The sequence below is a fragment of the Mycobacterium sp. pW045 genome (genome assembly GCF_041287085.1).
Classification (GTDB): domain Bacteria; phylum Actinomycetota; class Actinomycetes; order Mycobacteriales; family Mycobacteriaceae; genus Mycobacterium; species Mycobacterium algericum_A.
The window spans coordinates 264,738-290,977 of sequence record NZ_JBGGKU010000003.1 but is presented as its reverse complement, the minus strand read 5'-3'; the positions used below and the strand labels follow the sequence as shown (position 1 = coordinate 290,977).

Genomic DNA, 26,240 nt, shown 5'->3' with positions numbered 1-26,240 from the left:
TCACCTAGCCCGTTTACCCAGCTGCAGCCGCCGACAAACGCCATTGGCCACTCCCGTAACGGGGGCACCGTTACGGCGGGCAACCCAGGTCAGCCGGCGCGTTCGCGTCGCCGTAAGCCGAATGCGGTGACCGCTCCCGCTGCTGCGAGCACAGCAACCGGTCCCGCGGTGCGGACGGCGCGTACCCCCTTGCCGGGTACCGGGCGCCCCGGCCTGCCGGCCGAGCCGATATCCGCCATCAGCTGTCCCAGGTGCAGCGGCGATGCCGCGCCGGCGTCGCGCAGCTGCGTCTGGCAGGAGAAGCCGTCGGCCACCACCATCGCGTCGGGGTGGTCGCGGACCGCCGGGAACAGCGCCTGCTCACCGCAGGCCAGAGACAGCTGATACTTGCCCTGCTCGAAACCGAACGACCCGGCCAGCCCGCAGCAGCCCCCCGATACGGGCGCGACGTCCACGCCCATGCGTTGCAGCACCTGCTGATCGGCGTCGACGCCGCCCGTCGCCCGCTGATGACAGTGCCCCCACAGCAGTGCCCGCAACCCCGGCGTCTTGGGCACCTCGAGACCGAACTCGGCGAAGAACTCCGCGAAGTGATAGCTGTTGCGCACCAGCCGCTCGGCGTCGTCGTCGTATGGGAGCAGCTTGGGCAGCTCGTCTTTGAACACCGCCAGGCAGCTCGGCTCCATCCCGACCACCGGGGTGTCGTCACGGATCTCGTCGCGCAGCTGGGAAAGAACGTTTAGCAGATAGCGTTTCGCGAAGTCGAGAAAGCCGTAGTCATACAGCGGACGTCCGCAGCAGATGTGGCCCCGTGGCATGATCACCTGCCAGCCGGCCGCTTCGATGGCCTGCACGCAGGCGACGCCGACATCGGTGTGCAGGTGGTTGTTGAAGGTGTCGGGGAACAGGATGACCCGCGGCCCCCCGGAGTTGATCACGGGCCGTTGGGAGAACCACTGCTGCAACGTCATCGGCGCGAACGTCGGCAGTGCGCGTTGCCGGTCGATGCCGCCGACGAACTTGGCCAGCCGGGACAACACCGGGGTCTGGGTGGCCAAGTTCGCCAGCTCCGGCACCTTGGCGGCCAGCCGGGCGGCCTGGTCGATGAAGCCGAAGGCGTAGGCGTAGCGGGGCCGCCACCGCCGCCACGAGCGGTAGTGGTGGTAGAGGAACTCCGACTTGTAGGTCGGGATGTCGACGTTGACCGGGCAGTCGTTGGTGCAGCCCTTGCACGCCAGGCACAGGTCCAGTGCGTCGGCGACTTCGGTTGACTGCCAGCCGTCTTGGATCACCTCGCCGCGCAGCATCTCGAACAGCAGCCGGGCACGGCCCCGGGTGGAGTGCTTCTCCTCCCGGGTGACCTGATAGCTGGGGCACATGGTGTCCTGCGCCTCGGGCACCCGGCATTTGCCCACGCCGACGCAGCGCAGCGCGGCGTGGGAGAAGTCGCCGTGATCCTCGGGGTAGGCGAACTTCACCTGCGGGCGCGGCGGGTTGTAGTCGGTGCCGAGCTTGAGGTTCTCGTCGAACCGGTAGGCGTCGACGACCTTGCCGGGGTTCATCTTCCACAGCGGATCCCAGATCGTCTTGAACTCCCGCATCGCGTCGATCAGCCGCGGACCGTACTGTTTTCCGAGCAGCTCGGCGCGCTGCTGGCCGTCGCCGTGCTCACCCGACATGGATCCGCCGTAGGAGGCCACCAGATCGCCGGCGGCTTCCATAAAATGCCGGTATGTCTTCAGCCCGTCCTTGTGGCGCAGATCGAAATTGATCCGGGAGTGGATGCAGCCCTCCCCCAGATGTCCGTACATGGCGCCGCGCAGCCCATGATCGACGTAGAGCCGCTGCAGGTCTCGCACGTAATCGCCGACCCGCGCCGGCGACACCGCGGAATCCTCCCAGCCGGGCCAGTGGTTGCCGCTGTCCACCGGGAACGCCGTCGACCCCAGACCCGCTTCCCGGATCGCCCACAACTCAGCGCTATTGCCGCCGTCCTGCTCGCTGCGGGCCATCACGACGCGGTCGGAGTCGAAGCCCTTCTTGTTCTGCAACCACTCGACGAACCGCTGCGCCTGCGCCGACGAATCGCGTGCGTCATCGGATCCGAACTGCACCATCAGCCAGGCCCCGGCCGAATCCAGCTGCGGCAACGCCGCTCTGCCGGCGGCGTTGGTACCGGTCAGCTCTTGATCGTGCACCAGCAGCTTGTCCACCGCCTCGCACCCGATCGGCTTGGACTCCAGGATCTCCGGCGCCAGGTCGCCGGCGTCGCCGAGCGAGTCGAAGGCCACCACCACCACGCTGCGGTGGATCATCGCCGGGGTGAGCATCACGGTCGCGTTCAAGACGACCGCGCAGGTGCTTTCGGTTCCCACCAGCGCGCGCGCGACGTTGAAACCCTTCTCCGGCAACAGTTCGTCGAGGTTATAACCAGAGACCCGGCGCGGCAGCTCCTCGACGTCGGGATAGCCGCGGCGGATGTCGTCGGCATACTTGTCACGCAGCGCGCGCAGCGCGGCATAGATCTCGCCCTTCCGGCCGCCCTGGGCGATAATCGCATCGATCTTCGACTCTTCGTTGTTGCCCACCCAGAACTGGGCGCCGTCGTAGGTGATGACCTCCAGCGCGTGGGTGTTGTCCGAGGTGCGGGGCCCCGGTCCGTAGAGGTGGGCCTGGATGGAATGCACCCCGCACGAGTTATTGCCGATATTGCCGCCCAGCGTGCACCGCGAATGCGACGACGGGTCCGGCCCGAACACCAAGCCGTACTCACCGGTCGTCTTGTTGAGCTGCTCGTTGATCACCCCGGTCTGCACCGTGGCCAGCCGTTGTCCCGCGTCGATGTCGACGATCTCGGTCAGGTACTGCGAGAAGTCGATGACCACCGCCACGTTGACGGTCTCCCCCGACAGGCTGGTCCCGCCGCCGCGGCACAGCACCGGCGCCCGATAGCCGTGACAGGCCCGCACGGTCTGCACCACGTCCTCGATGGTCTTGGGCACGACCACCCCGATCGGCACCTGCCGGTAGTTCGACGCATCGTTGGCGTACATCGCCTTGGTGCCGGCGTCGAAGCGCACCTCGCCTTCGACGTGGCGGCGCAACTGCTTTTCCAGTCCGATGACGTTGACGCGGTCGACCGCCGCCATCCCCGCCACGAACCGGCTGTCCGGCCGGGCGGGGATCTGCTCGGTGTGCCGGTGGCCGAGCAGGCTCACTAATCGTCCTTGTCGCGCAGGTCTCGCACGGTCTGCTTGGCCGACTCGGTGAACTCGTGCATCTTCTGCTTGGCGCCCTTGGTGGCGATGCTGACCCGGTCCGGGTCCTTGATCATCGCCTTGGCGGTGTTCTTCGCGATGTCCATCCGGATCTGCGGCGGCACCGGGGCGACGTCGGCGTCGACGACCACTTCCAGCACCACCGGGGTGGTGGCCGACAGCGCCTGATCCCAGGCGTTCCCGATGTCCGCCGGGTCATCGCAGCGGATACCGGTCAGGCCCAGCAGCTTGGCGAACTCGGCATATGGCACATCCGGAATGTATTGGGAGCCTTCGAATTTCTTCTCCCCGCCCATCGCCCGCTGCTCGAAGGTGACCTGGTTGAGGTCCTGGTTGTTGAACACGCAGAAGATCAGCGGGCCTTTGGACAGCCGCTCCTTGTAGCGCTTGACGGTGATCATCTCGGCCAGGCCGTTCATCTGGAACACCCCGTCGCCCACCAGGGCGATCACCGGGCGACCCGGATGGGCCAGCTTGGCGGCGATCGCATACGGCGTGCCGGGCCCCATGGTGGCGAGGTTGCCGGCCAGTGAGGCGGCCATCCCCGGGCGCAGCCGCAGATGCCGCGCCCACCAGTTGGCCACCGAGCCGGCATCGCAGGTGATGACGGAGTTGTCGGGCAGCCGCTTGGACAGCTCGTGCACCACCAGTTCGGGGTTGAGCGGGTTGGCCTTGTCGTGGGCCCGCTTGTCGAGCACCCGCCACCACTCCTGCACTTCGCTTTCGATCTTCTCCCGCCAGGACCGGTCGTCTTTGCGCTTCAGCAGCGGGATCAGCTCTTGCAAGGTGTCTTTGGAGTCACCGATCAGATTCGCGTCCATCGGGTACCGCACGCCGATCATCCGGCCGTCGTGGTTGATCTCCACCCCGCGGCACTGCCCTTCTTTGGGCAGCCATTCGGAGTAGGGGAAGCTCGATCCGATCATGAACAAGGTGTCGGCCCCGGACATCATCGCTTCGCTGGCAGTGGAGCCGAGCAGCCCGATCGGACCGGTGACATACGGCAGGTCATCGGGCAGCGCGGCCCGTCCCAGGGCGGTCTTGGCCACTCCGGCACCCAGCAACTCGGCGACCTGCACCACCTCATCGGAGGCGTCGGCGGCGCCGGCGCCGATCAGAATCGCCACCTTCTTGGCGTCGTTGAGAATGTCGGCCGCCTTCTGCAGCTCGGGCTTCGCCGGCAACATCCGCGACCGGCTCCAGCCGACGCTGCTGTACACCGCGCCGTGCATCCGCGGCGGCGAGGGCACCGCGTCTTCCTCGGCGACGTCCTCCGGCAGGATGATGGTGGCCACCGTCCGATTCGTCAGCGCCACCTTGCACGCCCGATCCACCAGATGCCTGGCTTGCACGGGCGCCATGCAGGTTTGGATGAAGTCCGATGAGACGTCCTTGTACAGCGACATCGGGTCGATCTCCTGCTGGAACGCCGCGCCCAGCGACATCCGCTTCTGCTGACCGACGATGGCGACCACCGGCTGGTGGTCGAGTTTCGCGTCGTAGAGCCCGTTCAGCAGGTGGATCGCGCCGCCGCCGGAGGTGGCCAGGCAGCAGCCGAGTTCGCCGGTGAATTTGGCGTGCCCGGTCGCCATGAACGCGCCCATCTCCTCGTGCCGGGGCTGGATCAGCTCCGGATCGCCGTTGGCCCGGTCTAGTGCGCCGAGCATGGAGAGGATGCCGTCCCCGGGATATCCGAAGATCCGGTGCACCCCCCACTGGCGTAGCCGGTCGATGATGAAGTCCGCGGTTTTCGGCATGGTGCGCTCCCTTCTATCGGCAAACGGTTACCCGTCGCCCTCGTTGTCAAACAGCGCCGTCCTACAAGCGGTGCTGCCGGTCGCCGCACTGGCGGCCACGCGTAAGTCGTCGACGAACGCGCGGTAGGCCTCATCGCGCCGGTCCCTGCGGTCTCGCAGCACCGCCGAGGGATGCACGGTCGCCAGCACCGGCGGCCGGCACTGGACACCGGTCGGCGGGTGCAGCAACTCCCCGCGTCCGGTGGAGACCCGGAACGCCGCGCCCAGCAGCGATTGCGCGGCGGTGGCCCCCAGGCAGACCACCAGTTGCGGGCGCACCGCGTCGATCTCGGCGATCAGCCACGGCCGGCACGCCACCACCTCGGTTCGGCCGGGCTTCTGGTGGATCCGGCGCTTGCCTTCCCGGCGGGTGAATTTGAAGTGCTTGACCGCGTTGGTGGCATACACCAGCTGCGGGTCGATGCCCGCGTCGCGGATCGCCCGGTCCAGCAACCGCCCCGCCGGACCGACGAACGGATGGCCGGCCCGATCCTCCTGGTCGCCGGGCTGCTCACCGACCAGCATCAACGGCGCCCCGCGGGGGCCCTCGCCGAACACGGTCTGGGTGGCGTCGCGATACAGCTCGCAGCCGTGACACCCGGCGGCCGCCTCCCGCAGTGCGCTCAGCGTCCGGCTGTCGGGCAGATAGCGTTGCGCTCCCGGCACCTTCGTCGTCACCACGGCTCATGCCGCCAATTCCGGCGCGATCTCGGCTTCCCAGAAGGCGAAGAACCCCTCCTGCCGGACCAGCTCGTTGGGGCCAAACTCCTCGCAGGACAACGCGTAACCCAGGGTCGTCATGTGGCAGGCATACCCGTCAGGGCGGGGGCTAATCGTGGTCGGCGCGGCGTTTACCGGCAACCGGGAGGCCGCCGCCGTGGATCAGCGGTGGGGTCAGTAGCCCCCCGGTGTCCCGTTGCCCAGACAGGCCAGCCGTGCTCCGCCGACCGCACGGCGGTCGACGATGTTGCGGGTGTCGACGACCACCGCACCGGTGGCCGCGCACCGGGCGATGGCATCCCAGTCCAGCGCGGCGAAGTCGGGCCACTCGGTGAGCACCACGATCACGTCGGCGTCCTTGGCGGCGACGTAGGGGTCGTCGGCGACGGCGGTGGGCAGCCGCGCGGTGTCGATTGCCGCCAGCCGCGGATCGTAGGCAGTGACCTGGGCGCCGATGTGCCGCAGACCGTCGCAGACCGCGATCGCCGGGGAGTCGCGGATGTCGCTGGTGCCGGCTTTGAACGTCAGACCCAGCACCGCGACTTTCAGTTCGGCCGGCGAGCGGCCCGTCTGCCGGCCCAGCAAGGCGGCGATGCGCTGCACCTGGGCGGCGTTGGTACGCCGGGCCGATTCGATCTCCGGCAGCTCGACACCGTGCGCCCGGCCGGTGCAGACCAGGGCTGCGCTGTCCTTGGGCAGGCAGGAGCCGCCCCAGCCCGGGCCCGGCCGCAGAAAGTGCGGGCCGATGCGCGGGTCGGCGCCCATGCACCGGGCGATATCGGCGATATCGGCGTCGACCCGGCTGGCGAGCTGGGCCAGCGAGTTGACGAAGGACAGCTTGACCGCCAGGAAGGCGTTGCTGGCGTACTTGGCCAGCTCCGCACTCTCCGGGCTCATCTGCAAGATGGTGGCGCACTCGCCGGCGTAGAGCTGCGCCACCCGGTCGGCCGCCGCCCGCTGCTCCGGGTCGGCCCCGATCACCACCCGGTCGGGGTGCTGGAAATCCTCGACGGCGAAACCCTCCCGCAGGAACTCGGGGTTGGCCACCACCTGGATGCCGCGAGCCACCAACCGCTGCCCGATATGCCGGCAGGTGCCCGGCGGAACCGTGGATTTCACGGCCACCACCGATCCCGGCGCCATGGTGTCGGCCAGTCGGCCGATGACGCGTTCGACGGCGCTCAGGTCGGCGCTGCCGTCGTCACTGGTCGGGGTGGGGACGCAGACGAAGACGACGTCGCGGTCGGCCAGGGTGCCGTAGTCGCCGGTGACGCGTAGGGTGCCGCGCGCCAGGGCGGCGCCCAGCAGATCGTTGATACCCGGCTCGTCGATGGCGGCGTGGCCGGCGCCCAAGTCGGCGACGCGACGCCGGTCGGTGTCGATGCACACCGTGTCGACACCCTTGGCGGCCAGGCACACCGCGCTGGTCAAGCCGACATATCCGGCTCCGACGACGCCTACCAGCGGGATGCTCACGCGCACTCCGCGAGGATCTGCCGGGCTGCCGCGATCACCCGCGCCGGCGTGATCAACAGCAGTCCCGCGTCCGGGCGGTCGCCGTGCGGGTCGCCGCGGTCACCGGCCCAGATGGCGATGTGTGGGCCCGGGCCGCGCGGACCCCAATGCGCCGGCGGGGTCGGACCGAACAGCAGCACCGACGCCGTGCCGGTGGCGGTGGCGATGTGGCCGATGCCGGTGTCGCCGCACACCAGCAGCCGGGCGTCGCTGATCAACGCGACCACGCCCAGCAGGTCCAGCTCACCGGCGAGCACCGAGGTCGATCTCAATCCGGCGTAGGCGGCGACGGCCTCGGCCAGCGACCGTTCCGCGGCCGAGCCGGTCACCACCACCCGGTGGCCGGCCCGGCTCAGCGCTGCGGCGACGGCGCCGAACCGGTCCGGGGGCCAGCGCCGCGCCGCCGCCGCGGCCCCGGGGTGGATCACCACCACGCCGTCCCGGCGCGGGTACCCCGGCGGTCGGCCGATACCGAGTTCCCCGGGCCGGCAGGCGATTCCCGCCGATTCGAGCAACATGCACCATCGGTCCACGTCGTGCAGGTCGTCACGCCAGGGCGGTCCCTGCACCGCGGGATAGTCGCAATTGGCGTGGCTGATCACGGTTTCGGCGCCGGTGGACATCAAATCGGCGATGCTCTGCGGACCCCGGCCGTGCAGGTTGACCGCCAGCTGCGGCGCCGGGCCGGACCAGTGCAGTTCACCGAGGCCGGCGGTCGGCGCCACCTCGTCGACCGCGGTGCAGCAGCGTGCCAGCGGTTCCAGCGGCCCGGGCGTGGCCAGCACGATCCGCGCCGACGGATACGCCCGTCGCAGTCCGCGCAGCGCTGGCACGCCGGTGAGCAGGTCGCCCACTCCCAGCGCGCGCAGCACCAACACGGTTTCGTCGGTCATGGCCACGACGCTTCCTCGCTGCAGCACACCACCATTTCCCGGATCTCGCTGCCGGTCGGCTGGCGCAGCGCGAACAGCACCGCCTCGGCCACCTGGTCGGGGTCGTTGAGTTTGGCGTCCGGCGGCGGCTTGTACTGCTCGGCGCGGCCGTCGAAGAACGGCGTGGTCATTCCGCCGGGGATGAGCAGCGTCACGCCGACCTCACCGGCCAGTTCGGCCGCCAGTGCGCGGGTGAAGCCGACGACCCCGAACTTGGAGGCGCAGTAGGCGGTAGCGTCGCTGACCGCTTTGATGCCGAGCGTCGAGGCACAGGTGACGATGCGCGCCCCCTCGCAGTCGAGATACGGCAGCGCGGCACGAATCACCGCGGCGGTGCCCAACAGATTGACGTGCAGCACCCGCTCCCAGTCTTTGGCCGGGACGTGGTCCAGCCGCCCGCAGCTGTCGACACCCGCCGGGGTGAACACCCCGCGCAGCGGTTGGCCGGCAGCGCCGGCCAATTCGGCCACCGCGTCCTCGACCGCCACGGTGTCGGCCAGATCCGCGCACCGATAGGCGACCTCTTCGGCCGGTTGGTTGATGTCGATCACCAGCGGTGTCCCGCCGGCGCGTCGCACCGCCCGCACGGTGGCGGCGCCCAGCCCGGAGGCGCCACCGGCGATCAAGATGTTGCCCAGTCGGTCCATCTCCCACTCCTTCTGCTCGCTAGCGGACGGCGGCGATCAACTTCGACGACGAGTAGCCCGGGATGGTGGGCAGCACCATCACCTGGCCGCCGTTGCGGCGCACCGTGTCCGCCTCGGGTAGCTCCACTCCGCCGTAGTCACCGCCTTTGACCCAGATGTCGGGGCGCAGCCGCTCGAGCACCGCTGTCGGCGAGGTCTCGTGGAAGATCGCCACACCGTCCACGCAGGCCAACGCGGCCAGCACCCGGGCACGGTCCTCGGCGGCCACCACCGGGCGCCCGGCGCCTTTGAGGGCGCGCACCGAGTCGTCGGAGTTGATCAGCACCACCAGCGCGTCGCCGAGGTCGCGGGCCCGGCGCAGCAACCGGACGTGCCCGGTGTGCAGCAGGTCGAAGCACCCGCCGGTGGCCACCAGCGTGCCGCCGCGCCGCCGCACCCGCTGGGCCAGCGCCGTCACCGCCGCCATCCCGGTGACCGCGGCGTCCGGCGTGGTCAGATCGATCCCGCCGGGCATCGGCATGGCGCTCGACACGCCGGCCGCGCCGCCGGTCACCACGAAGCGGGAGGCGTCGGTGACCGCGGTGGTTGCGGCCGTCATCGCGTCGGCGCCGTCGGCCAGCGCCATCGCGGCGGCCACCGCGAAACGGTCACCGGCGCCGCAGGTATCGCTGCGGCCGCCGGCCGTCGCCGGCGGGTCGATATGGTGCGCGGCATGCTGGGCGTCGGCAAACATCGCCCCACCGGCGCCCATCGTGATGCTGACCGCGCCGGCGTTCCAGGCTCGCCGCAGCGCGTCTGCCCGCTGTCCGCCGCCCGCGGACGGCGCGAAGATCTTCGCTTCGGCGTCATTGGGGGTCACCAGGGCGCAACGCGGGATCGGCACCGCGCCGCGCGGGTGCGGGTCCCAGACCACGGGCGTGTGCGCCGCCGCCGCGGTCAGCGCGCCACGCAGCTTCTCGTGGGAGGCAACGCCGTGGCCGTAGTCGGCGACGCAGATCGCGGCAGCCTCACCGAACAGCTCGCCGATCTCGGCGGGCAGTCGCTCGTCGGCCGCATAGCCGTCGCCGTGGTCGACGCGCACCACCGACTGCCCGCCGGCCCGGATGCGGATCTTGCTGAGGGTGCCGCCGCACAGCGGCAGCCCGATCACCCGGATGCCCGGGTGGTCGTCGGCGAAGATCTTGGCCAGGCTACGGCCGGTGGCGTCGTCGGCGGTGGCGGTGACCAGCACGACGTCGGGGTACTCCCGGGCGGCCAGCACCGCCGCCAGGCCGGCTCCGCCCGGCCGCTGCCAGATGCGCTCCGGGTCGACCACCGGGACCGGCGCCTCCGGCGACAGCCGGCTGGCCGAGCCGTCCACATCGACGTCGAGCATCGAATCACCGATGACTACAAGTGGTTTCATTACAGCACCCGTTCGTTGTCGAGCAGCACGGCGTCCACGGCCAGGCACAGGCTGTGCAGCAGCAGCAGGTGGATCTCCTGCACGGTGGCCGTTGAGTCGGCCTCCACGCCGATGCCGTCGTCGCTCATCGTCAGCAGCGGGTTGGGTGCCGGGCCGGTCAACGACCAGGTGGTGACGCCGATCTCCTGGGCCGCCTTCACCGCGGCCAGCACGTTGCGGCTGGTGCCACTGGTGGACAGCGACACCAGCACGTCGCCGCGCCGGCCGTGGGCACGCACCCCGCGGGCGAACATCTCCTCGGGCCCGTAATCGTTGACGATCGCCGTGGCTGCCGAGGTGTCAGCGTGTAAGGCGATGGCCGACAACGGTTCTCGTTCGTGATGGAAGCGGCCGACCAGTTCCGCGGTCAGGTGCTGGGCTTCGGCGGCGCTGCCACCGTTGCCGCAGGCCAGCAAGCGGCCGCCGCCGACCAGCACCTCGGCCAGCCTCGCTCCCCAATCCGACAGCTGGGCGGCCGCCGGCCGTACCCGCGCGATCGCCTGTTCCAGCTCGGCCATGTGTCGTGCGATCATGCGGGCACCTCTTCCGTTTCGGGGACTCCGACTCGGGCCACGGCCGCCACCACGTCTGCGGCGGCGATGCCGTCCAGACAGGGATGGCCCGCGACGGGACAGTGTCGGGCCCGGCTGCCGCGGCACGGTGCGCGCTGATCACCGCACAACACCACCGGGACGCCGTAGGGGCGCCAGCGCTGCGCGGGCACCACCGGCGCGAACAACGAGACGATCGGCGAACCCACCGCCGCGGCCAGGTGGGCCGGTCCGGTGTTGGGCGCCACCACCGCCCGGGCGCCGGCGAACACCGCGCCCAGCTCGGCCAGCGCGGTGCGCCCGCCCAGGTCGGTTGCCCGGTCACCGGCGACCCGGGCGGTGAGCTCCCGGTCGGCGACGGTGCCGGTGACGACGACGTGATGCCCGGCCCGCGCCAGCGCGGCCACCAACGCAGCGGATCGATCCGCCGACGGCCGGCGGGCCGGTACCGCGGCACCGGGGTGAAACGCCACGTAGTCGCCGGCGCCGAGGGCGGCGCGCAGCGGACCGCAGAGCCGCGGTAAACCCTTGACCCGCAGCCGGCCGTCGTCGCCGTGCGGCAGCTGCCAACCAGCGGCTTGTGCCAGCGACAGCGCCCGCAGCGGTTCGGGGACGTCACCGGGGTCGGGGTGGCGCAGGTCCAGCAGGCTGCCCGGGTAGTCGGTGCAGATCGCCCCGATCCAGCCCACCCCCGCCATCCGGCCGATCAGCGCCAGCGGCAGCGGCGACTGGTGAAACGAGGTGAGGATCAACAGCACATCGGGGCGTTCGGCCGCCAGCATGTCGACCAGTTCGGCCACCGCCGGTGCGGTCACCGGGCCGGCGTCGAAGTCCACCCAGCCGGCCCGCCATCGCAGCACCCGGTCCACCCCGGGCAGCAGCTCGGCGGCGGCGGCGCCGCGTGGGCCGGCCAGAAACACCACCCGGTCGTGTGCGGCGGCGACGGCCCGCACCGCCAGCCCGGTGATCAGCACGTCACCGAGGCTGTCGAGCCGCGCGATGACCGCGGTGCTCACCGAATCCCCTTGAGCACCAGGGAGACCGCAGCGTTCAGCGAGCGGGCCACCGCGGCGTTGGCGCGAGCGTCGGCGATCTCGGCGGTGCGGGTGCGCCGGGTGGGCACCAGGATTGCGTCGGCGTCGGCGGCCAGCGCGGCGGCGACATCGCCGCCGGTGTCGCCGATCATCACGCAGCGCCGGGGCGCCACCTCGAGTGCCTCGGCGGCCGCCGACACCAGCCCGGGAGCGGGTTTACGGCAGCCGCAGCCGTCGCCGTCATCGTGCTGGCAGACCTGCCAACTGTCGAACGGGCCGAGCAGCTCATCGACCCGGGAATTGACCGCGGCCAGCTGTTCGGGGCTGATCAACCCCTTGGCCACCCCGGATTGATTGCTCACCACCGCCAGCCGCAGACCGTGCCGGCGCAGCCGCGCCAGCGCCCGCCGGGCGTGCGGCAGCGGTACCACCCCGGCCGGATCGGCCAGATACGGGCCGTCCTGAATCAGGGTGTCGTCGCGGTCGAGCAGTACCGCCAGCGGGGGTTCGGCCGGTGCGTTGCGGAACCGCACCGCGCCGGCGATCCGGTGAGCCACCGCCACCGGCGGGATCAGCGCGCTGGACACCGCCATCGCCGCGATCTCGCGGCCACTGCGGGGCCCGGCGGCGATCCGGCGCAGCGCGCATTCTGCCGTCAGGCCGAGCCAGCTCGCTGCCGCGGCCCGCAGCATCGCGCGCCGGCCGGTGGACAGGGCCAGTAGGGCGAGCAGCGCGGCGCCGCAACTGGCCAGGTGCAGCGGCAGCCGGCCGGGGCCCTCGCCGATCGCGCTGCGCCAGCCGCGGCCGTGCTTGCGGCGCATCAGCGCGTCGTCGCGGTTGCCGCGCTGGGCGATAACGCTGCTCAACGCGGTTCGCAGCGCCGATGTGCGCGGCGGGATCGGGTGCACCGATTCGCGGCTGCCGTCGGTGATCCGGCCCCCGGCCCGGGTCAGCCGCAACGCGATGTCGGCATCCTCGCGGTACGCCCGCGGAAAGCGCTCATCGAAACCGCCGCAGGCCACCAATGCGTCGCGCCGATAGGCCATGTCGGCGGTGATCCACCGGGCGTCGGAGAGCCGCAGGGTGCGCCGTTCGTCGTCGCGCGGGCGGCGATCCGCCGGCACCGGCACCACGATCGTGGCCTGGGATCCGACCACCTCGGGGCCGGCGGCCCGCAGGTCGGTTTCCAGCCGGGCGCACCAGTCCTCCCCCGGCACCACGTCGTCGTCGAGGAAGCAGATCCAGTCTGCGCGGGCGGCGCGCCAGCCGACGTTGCGAGCCGCGGCCGGGCCGCGCCCGCCCGAGCGCAGCACGGTGACCGGCAGGACGCCCGCCTCCGGCCACAGCGGCCGGGCCGGCCCGGGCCGGTCGTCGACGATGATCACCTCGCCGGCCGGCAGCCGATCGCCGTCGCACAGCGCGGTCAGCAGCCGGTTCAGTGAGGGGCGCCCAATGGTGGGTATCACCACTGCGTAGCTCGGGTTCATTGCGTGTGCCGCCGAATCAGGAAGGGCCCCATGGCCAATGCGTCGATGGGAGCGCTGCCGAAGCATTCCAGCGCATCGCGCGGGCTGTCCACCATCGGCCGTCCGGCGGTGTTGAAGCTGGTGTTGACCACCACCGGCACTCCGGTGCGCTCGGCAAACGCGCTGATCATCGCGTGCAGCAGCGGCTGGTCGGCGTCGACGGTCTGGATGCGCGCGGTGCCGTCGACGTGGGTGACCGCGGGAATGCGTTCGCGCCATGTCTCGACGACGTCGTGGACGAACAGCATGTACGGGCTGGGCAACGGGCCGCCGGTGAAGATCTCCGCGGCACGCTCGGCGAGCACCATCGGCGCGACGGGGCGGAACTGTTCGCGGCCCTTGACCCGGTTGAGCCGCTCCAGGTTGCCGGCGCGACGGGGGTCAGCCAGCAGCGACCGGTTCCCCAGTGCCCGCGGGCCGAATTCGGCGGCCCCCTGGAACCATCCGACGATGCCGTCGCCGGCCAGTATTTCGCCGACCGCGATCGCGATGTCGGCGGGGCGTTCGTAACGGATGTCGGCCTCGGCCAGCACCGCGGCGATCTGCTCGTCGGTGAAGGAGCGGCCCAGCGACGCCGATGGCATCGGCTCGAGGGTCGCTGAACCGCCGTGCTCGGCTGCCACCGCCAGTGCCGCCCCCAGCGCGGTGCCGGAATCACCGGCGGCCGGTTGCACCCAGATCTCGCGGAAGTCGCCGCGGTTGAACAGGGCGCTGTTGGCCACGCAGTTGAGCGCCACTCCCCCGGCCAGGCAGAGAGTGTCGGCTTTGCTGCGGGCTGCGAGCCAGGCCACCGTGTCGGCCAGCACCTGCTCGACCACCCGCTGCACGCTGCAGGCCAGGTCGGCGTGCACCGGGTCCAGGCCGTCCTCGTCGCGGCCGCGCGGGCGGGTGAGCTCGGCGAAGTCGACGCCGTGGGTGCGAAATGTGCCGTCCGGGCAGGAGTACACCAGCTGGCGCAACTTTTCGGCGTAGCGGGGCCGGCCATAGGAGGCCATCGCCATCACCTTGTACTCGTCACTGGACCGGGTGAACCCGAGATGCTCGGTGAGATCTTCGTAGAGCAGGCCCAGCGAATGCGGCAACGCTTGGGAGGCAAGGATATCCAGCTTCTGGTCCCGGTATTCGCCGGCCAGCATCGAGGTCGCCTCACCGCGGCCGTCGACCACCAGTACGGCGCTGTCGCGAAACGGGGAGGCCAGCGCCGCCGACGCCGCGTGCGCGACATGGTGCCGCACGTGGCGCACCACGCCGGGGTCCAGCCCGGGCAGCGCCGCGGCCAGAAACATCGGGGCCCGGCGCGCGTACATGGTGCGCAGGTGCTCCCAGTCGCGGTCCTGACCCTCGAGCACCCCGCCGTGCCGATGCGGCGGTCCCAGCTTCCCCTCTCCTTCGTCGAGGCTCGCTGAACCGCCGTGCCGATGCGGCGGTCCCAGCTTCCCCTCTCCTTCGTCGAGGCTCGCTGAACCGCCGGTCTCGGCCAGCGCCGGGTCATAGGAGTAGCCGACCGCATCCACCTCAGCCGCGGCGATCCCGCCCTGCTCCAGACACCACCGGGCGGCGTGCACCGGCAGCTCCCAGGTGGAGAACGCCACCGCCTGCTTGCCGTGCTTACGCCGGGTGAACCGCTCCTCTTCGGCCGCCGCGACGATCCGGCCGTCGACGACCAGGGCGGCGGCCGGGTCGTGGAAGACCGCGTTGATCCCCAGTACTCGCACCAGAACCACCCCCCGACTGCGAGAACCGCCTTGCTTGCAGGGGAGATACCCACCAGCAACGCTGCTAAACGGGTGCTGGAAACGGTTCGCTAAACCGTTGCGGTGACGTCGATCTGGGGACGGAACCAGGCGATGGTCGCGTCGAGGCCTTCGGCAACACCGACCTTCGGGGCCCAGCCCAACGATTCGCGGGCACGCCGGATGTCCGGGCAGCGCCGCTGCGGGTCGTCCCCCGCGGCGGCGATGTGCCGGATCGGCGAGGCACTGCCGGACCGGTCGCGGATCAGTTCGGCGACTTCGGCCACGGTCAGCTCGTCGGGGCTGCCGATGTTGACCGGGCCGCTGACATTGTGACGGGCCAGCGCGATCAGCCCGGCGACGGTGTCGTCGACGAAGCACAGTGAACGGGTCTGGCGTCCGGTTCCGGCGACGGTGATCGGCTCGCCGCGCAACGCCTGACCGCAGAACGTCGGCACCATCCGGCCGTCGTCGAGGCGCATGCCCGGCCCGTAGCTGTTGAAGATCCGGGCCACCCCGACGTCGGCGCCGCGGGCCCGCTGATAGGCGAACGTCAGCGCCTCGGCGAACCGCTTGGCTTCGTCATAGACGCTGCGTACTCCGATGGGATTAACGTTGCCCCAATAGCTTTCGTCCTGGGGATGAACCAGTGGATCACCGTAGACCTCGCTGGTGGAGGCCAGCACGAATCGGGCGCCGCACGCCTCGGCCAAGGCCAGCGCAGCCGCGGTCCCCTGGGCGCCGGCCCGCAACGTCGGTATCGGCAGCCGCAGATAGTCCGGCGGGGATGCCGCCGAGGCGAGGTGCAGAACCGCATCCAGCGGCCCGAACCGGCGGGGGTCGGCGAACCCTTCGGAGATGTCGTGTTCGATGAACTCGAGGCCGGAAAGACGCTGTATCACAGCAAGATTGGCTTCCGAGGCGGTGGACAGGTCATCGACGCACCAGACCCGCTGCGCGCCCTCGGCGAGCAGCAGGGCGCACAGCCGGCTGCCGAGGAATCCGGCTCCGCCGGTGATCAGAACACGGTTCAGCGCACGCATGGCGACCCCGTCCGAATGGGCCCGATCCCGGGGATCGGGCCCATCTCGGGCCGGCGTCAAGCCTTGTTCGTCCAGATCATCACGTCCTGGACGCCGTCGTTGTAGACCACGCCGTCGGGCGGCGGGCCGGTGACGTCGAAGTAGATCTTGCCGTCGGCCGACGCGCCCTGGGCGATCGGGCCGGGGTTGATACCACCCGGCGTGGGCACGGTGTTGATCACCCGGTAGGTGTCACTGTTGGCCGCCCGGGCGTTGAAGGCGGTGACCAGCGGGGTCACCGTTCCCCGGTCCGCGCGAGCGGTCACGTCGGCCTGGTACAGCTTGCCGTCCGGCTGGTAGCCGGGGATGACCACGTTGGCCGGTCCCAGGTTGCTGACCGTGTAGGACGTCGACAGTGCGCCGTCGTTGAGCTGTTCGGGCGTGCCGAACGGCTGGATCGCCGGCTCGGCCATCGCGGTTGTGGCGGCAAAGACGCTCACCGCGGCGATTCCCGCCGCGCCGGCGGCTGTCTTGGCTGCAGTCGTGGAGAACTTCACGTCGGACTCCTTTCATCGCGAGTCGTCACCGGGGCGGCGATCCACTTTGCTGGAACCAACACCGCACCCGTGATCAGCAGGTACCCGGGAGCGTCGGCGGGGAAACAAATCATGATTCGGTTGCGGGCCCTCCGGAAATTGTGGATAGTTACGAAAAGCTCGGGCGTTCAGCAGACAGCGCCGGTCGGGACGTCCTTGCATTCCTTCCTGTGATTCCAGACCGCGGCTTGCCGCCGGAACGTGGAATCAGCTCATAGCTTGTGGGTACGAGAAGGCGGGTATGCGGTGGTCGGGGATACGAATGCGCAATTTGCGACGCCGTCGGGCGACGATCTCGAGGTCCGTAGTGACCTTGATCTCGTAGTGGGCCACGGTGAGCCGCAACGCGTCGGCCGGTTTCGGTACTTTCTCGGCGAACAGCGCTGGGAGTGGTCGGACACCGTGGCGCGGATGCACGGTTATGAGCCGGGGACGGTGGTGCCCAACACCGAGTTGCTGCTGCAGCACAAGCATCCCGAGGACCGCCCGCAGGTCGCCGAGGTGCTGGACCGCGTCATCCAGGGCGAGCCGTTCAGCAGCCGGCACCGGATCGTCGACACCGCCGGGCAGGTGCACTGGGTGATCGTGGTCGGTGACCGCATGGTCGACGACGCCGGGGTGGTGACCGGCACCGCCGGCTTCTACGTCGACGTGACCGATGTGCTGCAGTCCGATGTCAGCGCCGCGGTCTCCGAGGTCGCCAAGTCCCGGGCGGTGATCGAGCAGGCCAAGGGGGTGTTGATGGCCAGCTACGGCATCTCCGCCGAACGGGCATTCGACATCCTGGTCTGGCGCTCCCAGGAGACCAACATCAAGGTGCGCGACCTCGCAGAGCGTTTTCTGGTGGCCATGAGCGGAGCCTTCAGCCCTGATTCGGTCTCGTTGGTGGATCACACGCTGCTGACCGTCGACTGACGCTGCGCCAAGAAGACCACGCTGGGCATCGCCCACGGAGGTTGCCTACGCCGCCGGAGTGGGTAGCCACCTGAAGGTGGTGAGCGCAATGGCAGATAATCCCCGCCCCCTCAACGTCGTCGGCGTGGGGGCCTCGGCCGGCGGCGTCGAGGCGCTGAAGAGTTTCACCGCCGAACTGCCGGCGACGCTGCCCGGTGCGATTCTGGTCGTGCTGCATATGCCGGCCGCAGCACCCAGCGTGCTGTCCCGGATGCTGGATCGCCACAGCACCTTGCCGGCGATCATCGCCGCCGAACACGCCACGTCGGTATTGGGCGGCCGGCTGGCCGCCATCGATCACCGGCAGGATGCGGGCCCTGCCTAGAAAGCCGGGTCAGCTCACGGTGTCCGCGGACACCGTGGCCGGCGCGTGTCTGCTGCGCGCCCTGGGCAGGCTGGACAGCAGCACCTATCTGGAGTTGCGCGACAGCGTGATCAAGGCGGCGATGGACGAACCGCAGGCGGTGATGGTCGACGTCGATCGCCTGGACGTGCCGGCGCTCTCGGCTTGGTCGGTGTTCACCAGCGCCCGTTGGCATGTGAGTACCTGGCCCGACATCCCGATCCTGCTGGTCTGCGCCCGCTCGGAGGTCGCCGAGACGATTTCGCGCATCGGCGTGACCCGCTACGTGCCGGTGCATGCCGACGTCGAGAGCGCGCTGGCCTCACTCGTTGATGCCAGGCACCCGCGCCGCCGGGTGCGCATCGAGCTGCCGCGTCGGCTGAGCAGCCTGCGCGGCGCCCGCGACTTCGTGACCGAGTGGCTGACCAACTGGTCGCAGGACCGGCTGGTCCCGACCGCCAAGGTGATCGTCGATGCGCTGGTGGAGAACGTGCTTCGCCATACCGAAAGCACACCGGTGATCCTGCTGGAAGCCGCCGGCTCCACCGTCACCATCGCCGTCCAGGACGCCGACGGCTCGCCGGCGATGCGCCACGAAGCCGCCGCCGGTGGCGCCGACCGGACCTCCGGGCTGGCCGTGGTCGGTGCGCTGTGCCGCGCCTGGGGCAGCAGCCCCACCCCCAGCGGCAAAACGGTGTGGGCTGTGCTCGGCCCGCAGAATCGGCTGTAGCTGTACCCGGCCTCGCGGTGTCCCGCGAGTAGCGTTTGCGAGCGCTGGACGTCCTGCAGGCCAGCTTCGAAGAGTCTCGGCACTGTTCAACACCATCCTGATCAACCTCGGCCGGTATGTCGGTCACAAGGACCTGCGACGCGGGGTGATCTTCGGCCACAACGACCTGGTCAAAGACGCTCCGATCTCGCGGGTGGACCCGCTGGTGTGCCGCAGCACCCACGCAGCGCAACATGTAGGGCCGCTTAGATTTCGCGCTCTCCGCGCCGGGCACACCGTCGGGCAGGGCGGCTGGGCCATTCATACGTTGACGCCGCCGCCTTGCGGAAGACCCGGTGCCGCAGGCTCATCGGCGTGTGGCCGAGGAACAGTCCCGGCGCCTTGTCCACCGACGACCTGTTGCGCCACCTCGGCAAGCGGGGTGTTCAGGTTCTGCGACAGCCGTTTGAGCAGCTCGAAGGCGCGCACCGCATCGATGTCGAACCGCTCCATGAGCATCCCCTTGGCCTGCCCGATGACGTCGCGGGAGGCCAGCGCGCTGCGAAACTGCTCATCGCGGCGCACCATGTGCCAGGCCAGCGCGGCGTGGGTGGCCAAGGTCAGCCCGAGCTCCACCGCCTCGTCGTCGAAGGCGTTCGGGCTCTCGGCCAGGAAGTTCAAGGATCCGGTGCTTCCCCGACCGGTGAACAATTCGAACGCCAGGATGGACCGGATCGGCGTCGTTTCGGCGACCTCCCGGCAATACGACGGCCAGCGCTCCTCGCGCAAGATATCGTCCAGCCGAACGACATGGTGTTTGAAGGCCGCGGCCAGGCACGGCCCCTGCCGCCGACGGCGCTGAATGTCGTCGAGCACGGCCGGGTAGCGGCTGGTCGCGAACAGCGTCTGCACATCGCCGCCCGACGTCGCGACCGTGACACCGGCGTGCTGGGCATAGGGCAGGTGGCGGAGCAGGCTGGTGATCAGCTCGTCGACCACACCGTCGGCATCGACCCGGAGACGCTCGTCCAACGTGCGCACCAGGTTGGCCACATCGCGCATCATGTCGCTGCGGTCAGCCACCGCCATGCCGTTGCTCCATCCGCCAACACCGTCCGAGGCGCCGTCCAATGCAGCCAATGTTCCTCCGATCCGTCGCCGGCGGCAACAGCGTCGGGGTCAGCCCTGCCCCGACGCTCGCGCCGCGGTGCGGACCGGCGCGGGCACCGGCAGCAGCCGGTCATAGACCCGCAGCGTGTCGGTGGCGACGCGCTCCCAGGAGTACCTCGAGCGGGCCCGCTCCCGGCCGGCGGTGCCGAACGCCGCCGCGGCGCGCCGGTCCCGCAGGATCGCCGTCACCGCGTTCGCACAGGCGCGGGGGTCTTTCGGCGGGATCAGCAGGCCCGTCAGGTCGTGGACGACGGTGTCGAGCATGCCGCCCACCGCCGACGCCACCACCGGCACCCCGCACGCCATCGCCTCCAGCGGCACGATGCCGAACGGTTCGTACCACGGGGTGCACGTCACCACGTCCGCCGACCGCAACAGCGCCGGCATATCGTCGCGGGCGACCGAGCCGTACAGCGACACCCGGTCCGCCACACCGAGATCGGTGGCCAGCTTCCGCAGCCGGCAGGCCTCCGGGACGGTGTCGAGCTCGGCCCGTTCGGGTCCGCCGACGATCACCAGTTCCGCTGCCGGGACGGTGGTCAGCGCCTCGATCACCGTGTCGAATCCCTTGCGGGGCACGAACCTTCCGACCGCGAGGATGCGGCGCCGACCCGATCGGGGGGCGGTCGGGCCGTGCGGCGTGAACCGGTCCACGTCCACACCACAGGGCACCACCGAGATCCGCAACCGGTCCCGGCCGAGCCGCATCAACTCGAACACCTCGTCGCTGCAACCGGCCGTCACCCAGGTCGCCTCCTGCGCGACCCGGGTCTCCAGCCGCAGCCGTTCGGCGGGACTGGTGTCGCGGTGCCCCTGGTGGCGTTGCTTGACCACGCCCAACGCATGGAACGTCTGGACGGTGGGCACCCGACGGCGTTTGGCGGCCAGTTGCGTGGCGATCCCCGACATCCAGAAGTGCGCGTGCGCGATGTCGGGACGCGCGCGATCCCACTGCTGATCCAGGTAACGCCCGAACGTCCCCATGTACTGCAGCAGTTCGTCTTTGGGCACATACCGCGCCGGTCCTGCCGGCACGTGCACCACCGTGTAGCCCTGTTCGGTGTCGACCCGTTCGGGCAGGTCGGGGTCGTCGCGGCGGGTGTAGACCTCGACGTCGTGACCGCGGCGGGCCAGCGCCGCCGACAACTCGGCGACGTGGACGTTCTGGCCGCCGGCGTCGGCTCCGCCGAGCGCGGCGAGCGGGCTGGCGTGTTCGGAAACCATTGCGATCCTCATCGCGATCCTCCCCTGGTGGTCACGGCCCCGCCGTGCACTGCGTTTCGATGACCCGATCCCACTCCCGCAGGAATCTCTCGAGCCCGAAATGGTCCCGCGCATAGTCGCGGGCCGCCTTGCCGACCACCTCGGCCAGGTAGCGGTCGGCGACCAGCCCGCGCAGCGCCGTCCGCAAGGTGTCGACGTCGGCGCTGACGACGCCTGCCTCGGGGGGAACCACCAGCGGTGCCATGGTCGACGCCACCGCCACCACCGGCATGCCCAGGAACATGGCCTCCAGCAGCGACAATCCCAGCGACGTCCAGCGCGCGGTGTGCAGGTAGACGCGCCGATGCGCCAGTTCCTTCATCAGCGGAGCGGTTCGCAGGTCGCCGCGGCCGGTGACACCGGCGCAGCGATGAGCCGGGTCGTTGAGCTCTTCGGTGCCGATCCCCCAGACGTCGACCGGCGCGGACTGCCCGAAAGCGCCCAGCAGGTCGGCGCCCACCGTGCGCCACCGTCGCACCGGTTCGTTGATCATCGCGCCCGCCGCGGCGATGTCGCCGGTGTACAGGTGGCCCGGATCGGCGATCCCGTGGTCGATGACCGTGGTCGGGGCGCGGCCGTTGTCCCACATCAGCCGGTTGAAGTCGGTGACGTGGATCAGCGAGATGTCGCCGCGGTCGGCGATCGGATGCGGGCTTTCCACCACGAACGGCCGCGGCGTGTTGTGCTCGACGTAGACCGCGGGAACGTCGATACCGGGCCGGCGGCCCAGCAGCCGAGCAGCCAACTCCAGCTCGTGCGGGCGCTGCAACACCACCAGGTCGACGTCTTGGTCGCGCAACTCGCCCAGCGGTACCTCCACGGCCCGCGGCCAGTCGCGCCCGCACAGCCCGCGGCCGTCGGGGCCGTGCGGAACGTCGACCGGAATGAGATAGCGGTGCCGGCCGGCGACGAAGGAGTCCATCCAGGAGCCGTGCACGTGCCAGACGAGCACCGAACGCCGGGTGGTCAGCGGAAACGCCATAACCGCTTGTTACCCGCCGGCTCTGGCGCTAAACGTCGAAACGGTCCTCGAAGCGGTTTGCTGCAACGCAATTTGTTACCGGGTGTTCATCGCAGCAGCGTTACCGATCCGTTGCATAGCGGAGGACAGTGGCGTAGGTTCATGGACAGGTTGAGTTCACAGCCACCCGGAAGACGCGTCAAGCACGCAGACCAGGGAGGCTACTCCCTGTTCCCCAGCTCGTCCGTGAAGGTGTAACTCGCATCGACGCGATCCCACAGTACGAGTTTCGACTGATGGAGTGATCTAATGTCCGCTCTCAAAGAGGCTGAGCCGGTGTTCCCGGCACCTCGAATAAATTCCGTTCCGACGTCCGACACCTGGCAGAGCCACACCGCCCGCGCCGTCACCCGCTGGGGGCGGGCCGGCGCGGTGATCAGCGTGAACGGTGAGCTCGACGCCGCGAACGCCGGCGAACTCGCCGAGCACGTGCACCACTGCGCAACGTCGTGCCAATGGCTGGTCCTCGACCTCAGTGATGTGGAATTCATTGGCACCGCGGGCTTTTCAGCGCTGCGAGAGATCGTCGACAGGTGCACTGACACCCTGACCTATTGCACGACGGTGCCGGGGCCGGCGGTCACCCGGCTGCTGCGAATCTGCGACCCCGACAACACGCTGCCGACGACGTCGTCGGTGGCCGAGGCGCTTGCCGCCGTACCGGGGCTGCGCCGGGTCCACTAACCGTCTCGGCCCTCGACCAGCTCGCGGGCCTGCGCTTCGCTCTCGACCGCGGGCCCCGAGCCGGGCAGTCGCCTGCCCGCAACCTCCGGGGTGAAGACCAGCGCCATCGCGCCGATCACACCGGCCGCGATCAGCAGGTAGGCCGGGGCCAGCGGATTGCCGGTACGCGACACCAGGGCCTCGGCAGCCAGCGGGGTGGTGCCGCCGAACGCCGATACCGACAGGTTGAAGCCGATGGCCAGCGCCCCGTAGCGCACCCGGGTCGGGAACAGCGCCGGCAGGGTCGCCGGCAGGGTGGCGTCGAAGCACAGCAGCATCGCCCCGATCAGGGCAACCCCGGCGAAGGCCACCAGGTAGTTGGCGGCGGAGCTGATGAGCATGAACGCCGGGACCGACAGCGCCACCAGCATGATGGCTCCCGACCAGAGCACCGGCTTGACGCCGATGTGGTCGGACAATCGCGCCATCGGCACGACGGTGCCCATCATCGCCAGCAGTGTCAGCACGATCAGCAGCAGCCCGCCGGGGTACGGGATCCGAGCTGAGGTCTGCAGGTAGCTGGGCAGGTACCCGGTGAGCAGGTAATCGGTCACGTTGTAGGTCAGCACCAGGGCGACGCACAGCGCCACCGGCCGCCACTGTCTGGCGGTACGGCGCAACTGGGCCGCGGCCGAGTCGTCGTCACCGGAGCCATCGCCCCGGCCGCCGCCGGACTGCCGGAATGCCGGTGATTCGTCCAGGCGCAGCCGCAGATACAGCGCGACCAACCCCAGTGGAGCGCTGAGCAGCAACGGGATTCGCCATCCCCAGCTGAGCATCGCCTCATCGGAGAGCCAGGTCTGCAGCCCGGTCACCAGCGCACCGGCGACGACGTAACCGGCCTGCGAACTCAGCGGCAGGAATCCGGCCATCATGCCCCGCTTGTTGTCGGGGGCGTGTTCGCCGACATAGACCATCGCGCCGACGTACTCACCGCCCGCCGAGAAGCCCTGCACCATCCGGGTCGCTATGAGCAGGATGGGCGCCGCGACACCGATGGCGCGATAGCCGGGCAGCAGGCCGGTGGCGGCGGTGCCGAGCGTCATCAGCACCAAGGTGGTGACCAGCACCCGTTTGCGTCCGATCCGGTCGCCGAGCGGGCCGAAGACCAACCCGCCCAGCGGGCGCATCGCGAACGCCGCGGCCAGCGTCGCAAACGCGCCGATCAGGCTGCCGGCACCCGGATAGAACACCCGCGCGATCGTGGTGGCGAGGTAGCCGTAGACCCCGAAGTCGTACCACTCCATGAAGTTGCCGATGGCGGTACCCCGGATGGAGCGCCGAACATCCGCGGGATCGGCGACCCGGATCTGGTCGCGCCGCCAGCGCCGGCGACGGCGACTACGGCCGGGCAGTGTCTACCAGCCGGCTCTGCAGCCGGTGAGCGGCGAAGTCGGCGCCCTGTTCGACCATCGTCGCGTCGTCGCCGGCGTAGCTGTCGTGAGCGGCGAAGCTCAGCCCCTCCGAGCAGACCGCGTCCTCCGGCGCGCAGACCTGCAAGGTCTTGGCCTGGTACGACGGCCCGATCGCGATCGTGGGTTCTTTGAGGAACCTCATCGCCCGCTCGTTGGGCATCGCGAAGAGCACGACCGCGGCGACGTGTTCGGCGATATCGGGATCCAGCGGTTTGGGCACCGTCGCCGGGTCGACGCCGTCGGGCACCTGCGCCGAGGTGACGAAGCCCATCACTGCGGCGCCCTGCGAATAGCCACCGAGCACCATCTTGGTGCGGGGACAAGAAGTTGCCCGCGAGACCACGTGCGCACCGGCGTCCCGAATGCCGTCGACACCGGTGTCCCACTGGTCGGTGGCCGGGTAGTCGACCGCGTAGACCGCCAGCGGGTTCGGTGCCAGCCGCGCGCTCAGCGCGTTGGCAAACGCCTGCCCGGTCGGTCCGACACCGGGCGGCTCACCGGTTCCGCGCGCGAACACCAGCTCGGTATCGGGACACGGCTGGGCGCTCGCGGCCGGAACGCCGGGGGTGAAAAGGATTGCGGCACCGGCAGCGAATGCTGCCGTCACCAGCGGGCCGATGCGATAACGGAAGCCAAGCGCAGACATGTCGGTGTAGGTGCCCGCCGCGGCTCGGGCTCAAACCGCGAATCCGAATTTTTTCTTTCGGACCGCACTCTGGACAACGGCTTCCCACTTTGTTAAGACAAGAAGGTTCGGCGTCTGTCTTCAGACTGTAGGGCAACCATCCGCGGTGTCTCATGAAGCCGAGCGATGAAAAATCCAAAGCCTCACGGGCCCTGTGTCGATCCCTCCCCTCTCGCGCACCCGGCCGGCCGGCCTTGGCTCGGATGTGCGCGAAAGGGGAGAAACAAATGTGGAACAACACAACGTGTCGGCGCAAGGTCACCCATGCCGCCGCGGCGGCGGCGTTGCTGCCGGGACTGATCGGCCTGGGAGCGGCGGCGCCGGCCGGCGCTGCCGCTCCGGAATTCCTGTCGGTGCCATCGCCGAGCATGGGCCACAACATCACCGTCGAATTCCAGGGCGGCGGCGCGCCGGCGGTCTATCTGCTCGACGGCCTGCGGGCCCGCGACGACCGCAGCGGCTGGGACATCGAAACGCCGGCCTTCAACGAGTACAGCGGGTCCGGGATCTCGGTGGTGGCGCCGGTCGGCGGACGTTCCAGCTTCTACACCGACTGGTACGGGTCGGCCAATGGCCAGACCTACAAGTGGGAGACATTTCTGACCAGTGAGCTGCCGAGCTTCCTCGCCGGGCGGGGCGTGCGCTCGACCCGCAACGCGGTGGTGGGCGTGTCGATGTCGGGATCGTCGGCGCTGATCCTGGCGGCCTACCATCCGCAGCAATTCGCTTACGCCGCATCGCTTTCAGCGCTGCTGACCCCGTCCAGCGGCAACGGCCCGATGCTGATCGGCATGGCGATGAACGACGAGGGCGGCTTCAACCCGCAGGACATGTGGGGACCCACCGGCAGCGCGGGCTGGCAGCGCAACGATCCAACCGTCCAGGCCGGACGACTGGCAGGCGCCAACACCCGGCTGTGGATCTACAGCGGCAACGGCAACCCGTCGGAGATCGGTGAAGGCAGCCTGCCGGGCCAGGTGATCGAGCAGGTGGTCATGCAGAGCAACAACGCCTTTCGCGACGCCTACACCGCCGCGGGCGGTCACAACGCGACCTTCAACCTCGACACCAACGGGGTCCACAGCTGGGGTTACTGGAACGCCCAGCTGGTCGCGATGAAGCCGGACATGCAGCGCACGTTGGGGGCCGGCGGCCAGGTCTGA

Annotated in this window: 23 protein-coding genes; 5 read left to right on the top strand and 18 right to left on the bottom strand. The window is 69.9% G+C overall.

Translation table 11 applies throughout. The features are described from left to right. Nucleotides 1-89: 89 nt before the first annotated feature. The 13 genes from ACAG20_RS06210 to ACAG20_RS06150 form a co-directional block, all read right to left on the bottom strand. Nucleotides 90-3,218, bottom strand: a complete 3,129-nt coding sequence (locus tag ACAG20_RS06210; protein ID WP_370491952.1) for an FAD-binding and (Fe-S)-binding domain-containing protein — start codon at nt 3,216-3,218, stop codon at nt 90-92. After that, a complete protein-coding gene (locus ACAG20_RS06205) occupies nt 3,218-5,035 on the bottom strand; it encodes a thiamine pyrophosphate-requiring protein (protein ID WP_370491951.1) in 1,818 nt (605 codons plus the stop codon). Before ACAG20_RS06205 ends, ACAG20_RS06210 begins: the two co-directional genes overlap by 1 nt. Nucleotides 5,036-5,062: 27 nt before the next feature. After that, nucleotides 5,063-5,755 carry a UdgX family uracil-DNA binding protein gene (locus ACAG20_RS06200; protein ID WP_370491950.1) on the bottom strand — a complete coding sequence of 231 codons (693 nt, stop codon included), beginning with the start codon at nt 5,753-5,755 and terminating at the stop codon, nt 5,063-5,065. 213 nt (nt 5,756-5,968) lie between these two features. Continuing rightward, complete coding sequence (locus tag ACAG20_RS06195) at nt 5,969-7,270, bottom strand: UDP-glucose/GDP-mannose dehydrogenase family protein (protein ID WP_370491949.1); 1,302 nt, start codon at nt 7,268-7,270, stop codon at nt 5,969-5,971. Further along, the gene (locus ACAG20_RS06190; protein WP_370491948.1) at nt 7,267-8,202 is read right to left on the bottom strand and encodes a glycosyltransferase family 9 protein; all 936 of its coding nucleotides are present in this window, start codon (nt 8,200-8,202) and stop codon (nt 7,267-7,269) included. Before ACAG20_RS06190 ends, ACAG20_RS06195 begins: the two co-directional genes overlap by 4 nt. Further along, the gene (locus ACAG20_RS06185; protein WP_370491947.1) at nt 8,199-8,888 is read right to left on the bottom strand and encodes an SDR family oxidoreductase; all 690 of its coding nucleotides are present in this window, start codon (nt 8,886-8,888) and stop codon (nt 8,199-8,201) included. Before ACAG20_RS06185 ends, ACAG20_RS06190 begins: the two co-directional genes overlap by 4 nt. A 19-nt stretch (nt 8,889-8,907) precedes the next feature. Further along, the gene (locus ACAG20_RS06180; protein WP_370491946.1) at nt 8,908-10,293 is read right to left on the bottom strand and encodes a PfkB family carbohydrate kinase; all 1,386 of its coding nucleotides are present in this window, start codon (nt 10,291-10,293) and stop codon (nt 8,908-8,910) included. After that, nucleotides 10,293-10,865, bottom strand: a complete 573-nt coding sequence (locus ACAG20_RS06175) for an SIS domain-containing protein (RefSeq protein ID WP_370491945.1) — start codon at nt 10,863-10,865, stop codon at nt 10,293-10,295. Before ACAG20_RS06175 ends, ACAG20_RS06180 begins: the two co-directional genes overlap by 1 nt. Beyond that, the gene (locus tag ACAG20_RS06170; RefSeq protein ID WP_370491944.1) at nt 10,862-11,899 is read right to left on the bottom strand and encodes a glycosyltransferase family 9 protein; all 1,038 of its coding nucleotides are present in this window, start codon (nt 11,897-11,899) and stop codon (nt 10,862-10,864) included. Before ACAG20_RS06170 ends, ACAG20_RS06175 begins: the two co-directional genes overlap by 4 nt. Beyond that, the gene (locus tag ACAG20_RS06165; protein ID WP_370491943.1) at nt 11,896-13,404 is read right to left on the bottom strand and encodes an HAD-IIIA family hydrolase; all 1,509 of its coding nucleotides are present in this window, start codon (nt 13,402-13,404) and stop codon (nt 11,896-11,898) included. Before ACAG20_RS06165 ends, ACAG20_RS06170 begins: the two co-directional genes overlap by 4 nt. After that, the gene (locus tag ACAG20_RS06160) at nt 13,401-15,158 is read right to left on the bottom strand and encodes a carbamoyltransferase (protein ID WP_370491942.1); all 1,758 of its coding nucleotides are present in this window, start codon (nt 15,156-15,158) and stop codon (nt 13,401-13,403) included. Before ACAG20_RS06160 ends, ACAG20_RS06165 begins: the two co-directional genes overlap by 4 nt. Nucleotides 15,159-15,247: 89 nt before the next feature. Then, nucleotides 15,248-16,219 (bottom strand): NAD-dependent epimerase/dehydratase family protein, encoded by a 972-nt coding sequence (locus tag ACAG20_RS06155; protein WP_370491941.1) that lies wholly within the window; start codon nt 16,217-16,219, stop codon nt 15,248-15,250. A gap of 56 nt (nt 16,220-16,275) precedes the next feature. Further along, nucleotides 16,276-16,755, bottom strand: coding sequence for an MPT63 family protein (locus ACAG20_RS06150; protein ID WP_370491940.1), 480 nt, complete (start codon nt 16,753-16,755; stop codon nt 16,276-16,278). 285 nt (nt 16,756-17,040) lie between these two features. Here ACAG20_RS06150 and ACAG20_RS06145 point away from each other — a divergent pair, with 285 nt between their 5' ends. The 3 genes from ACAG20_RS06145 to ACAG20_RS06135 all read left to right on the top strand — a co-directional run bounded on the left by ACAG20_RS06145 (nt 17,041) and on the right by ACAG20_RS06135 (nt 18,821). Further along, the gene (locus ACAG20_RS06145) at nt 17,041-17,709 is read left to right on the top strand and encodes a PAS and ANTAR domain-containing protein (protein WP_370491939.1); all 669 of its coding nucleotides are present in this window, start codon (nt 17,041-17,043) and stop codon (nt 17,707-17,709) included. Between the two features lie 88 nt (nt 17,710-17,797). After that, nucleotides 17,798-18,073: a chemotaxis protein CheB gene (locus ACAG20_RS06140; RefSeq protein WP_370491937.1), complete on the top strand. Its 276-nt coding sequence runs from the start codon at nt 17,798-17,800 to the stop codon at nt 18,071-18,073. Beyond that, nucleotides 18,066-18,821 carry an STAS domain-containing protein gene (locus ACAG20_RS06135; protein ID WP_370492068.1) on the top strand — a complete coding sequence of 252 codons (756 nt, stop codon included), beginning with the start codon at nt 18,066-18,068 and terminating at the stop codon, nt 18,819-18,821. Before ACAG20_RS06140 ends, ACAG20_RS06135 begins: the two co-directional genes overlap by 8 nt. Nucleotides 18,822-19,121: 300 nt before the next feature. On the opposite strand, the gene ACAG20_RS06130 is transcribed toward ACAG20_RS06135, so the two are convergent. The 3 genes from ACAG20_RS06130 to ACAG20_RS06120 all read right to left on the bottom strand — a co-directional run bounded on the left by ACAG20_RS06130 (nt 19,122) and on the right by ACAG20_RS06120 (nt 22,215). After that, the gene (locus tag ACAG20_RS06130) at nt 19,122-19,889 is read right to left on the bottom strand and encodes a GAF and ANTAR domain-containing protein (RefSeq protein WP_370491936.1); all 768 of its coding nucleotides are present in this window, start codon (nt 19,887-19,889) and stop codon (nt 19,122-19,124) included. 90 nt (nt 19,890-19,979) lie between these two features. Then, nucleotides 19,980-21,206: a glycosyltransferase gene (locus ACAG20_RS06125; protein ID WP_370491935.1), complete on the bottom strand. Its 1,227-nt coding sequence runs from the start codon at nt 21,204-21,206 to the stop codon at nt 19,980-19,982. A gap of 19 nt (nt 21,207-21,225) precedes the next feature. Continuing rightward, a complete protein-coding gene (locus ACAG20_RS06120; RefSeq protein ID WP_370491934.1) occupies nt 21,226-22,215 on the bottom strand; it encodes a glycosyltransferase in 990 nt (329 codons plus the stop codon). 288 nt (nt 22,216-22,503) lie between these two features. Here ACAG20_RS06120 and ACAG20_RS06115 point away from each other — a divergent pair, with 288 nt between their 5' ends. Then, nucleotides 22,504-22,938, top strand: a complete 435-nt coding sequence (locus tag ACAG20_RS06115; protein WP_370491933.1) for an STAS domain-containing protein — start codon at nt 22,504-22,506, stop codon at nt 22,936-22,938. On the opposite strand, the gene ACAG20_RS06110 is transcribed toward ACAG20_RS06115, so the two are convergent. Together ACAG20_RS06110 and ACAG20_RS06105 are read right to left on the bottom strand one after the other, a co-directional pair. Further along, a complete protein-coding gene (locus ACAG20_RS06110; protein WP_370491932.1) occupies nt 22,935-24,224 on the bottom strand; it encodes an MFS transporter in 1,290 nt (429 codons plus the stop codon). The two genes, ACAG20_RS06115 and ACAG20_RS06110, sit on opposite strands and share 4 nt — an antisense overlap. A gap of 94 nt (nt 24,225-24,318) precedes the next feature. Beyond that, a complete protein-coding gene (locus ACAG20_RS06105; RefSeq protein ID WP_370491931.1) occupies nt 24,319-25,038 on the bottom strand; it encodes a cutinase family protein in 720 nt (239 codons plus the stop codon). A gap of 266 nt (nt 25,039-25,304) precedes the next feature. Here ACAG20_RS06105 and ACAG20_RS06100 point away from each other — a divergent pair, with 266 nt between their 5' ends. Further along, on the top strand, nt 25,305-26,240 hold the full coding sequence (locus ACAG20_RS06100) for an esterase family protein (protein ID WP_370491930.1): 936 nt from the start codon (nt 25,305-25,307) through the stop codon (nt 26,238-26,240).